Origin of the sequence: Streptomyces lushanensis (assembly GCF_001700515.1) — a bacterium.
GTDB classification, from domain to species: Bacteria; Actinomycetota; Actinomycetes; order Streptomycetales; family Streptomycetaceae; genus Streptomyces; species Streptomyces lushanensis.
Window position 1 is genome coordinate 1 of record NZ_MAUD01000698.1, and the last position, 744, is coordinate 744.

A 744-nucleotide genomic window follows, 5' to 3' on the forward strand; every position below is an offset into this window, starting at 1 on the left:
GTATCCGGGGGTGGGGCGGAGCGAGTTGGCCGAGGCGCACGACGAGCGTGCGGAGGGCCGGAGTTAGCAGGTGCATGTCATCGATGACGATCAGCCGCCGCGCCGTCCCGCCGCCCGTGCGCCGCGCCGTTCGGGCCTGGTCCTGTGCCGCGAGGAGGCCGTCCCGGGAACCGGCGGGATGCTCGAACGCGGTGAGCAACTCCCGCTCGTCGGCGCTGTTTCTGGCCCTGTACCACGTCACCGGCCCCCGATGGTTCCGGGCCGCCTCGGCGAGCAGCGTGGTCTTTCCGAAGCCCGGCGGGGCGACCGTCACCCCCAGCGCGCAGTCGGCGAACTGCTCCGTCAGGCGTCCCCTGGACAGGGTCTCCAGGGTGGGTACCCGGAAGGTGGTCCACTGCTCCGACGGTAACGCGCGCGTCATGTCCCTGCCTCCGTGATCGGCTCCCCGGACCCACTCGGTGGCGGTGTCCTTGCCCTGTCACTGTTCCGCTGCTCGTTCGGGTTGTAACAGGATCGCCGGTACGACAAGGCTTTCCTGGTCCCGGGCGGTGGATCGTATGCGAGGCGCACAGCGATGGTGGCCCTTCCTGGCGCTTTTCCTCATTCGGGGCGAAGGGAAACAGCCAATCGTAAAGAAACGTTTCCTGGAAGAGCCGGATGCCGGTCGGTCCGCGGCGCGGCCACGCGCTCCAGGGGCGTATCCGCCGTCAGTTGTCCCCGTGCCACTGCTCGGACTCCGCGCCG

General features: G+C 69.5%; 1 protein-coding gene. It reads right to left on the minus strand.

The window, feature by feature from the left end:
* On the minus strand, window positions 1-421 hold a 421-nt coding region (locus BFF77_RS32485; RefSeq protein ID WP_169922768.1), incomplete at its 3' end, for an AAA family ATPase.
* Window positions 422-744: the final 323 nt, after the last annotated feature.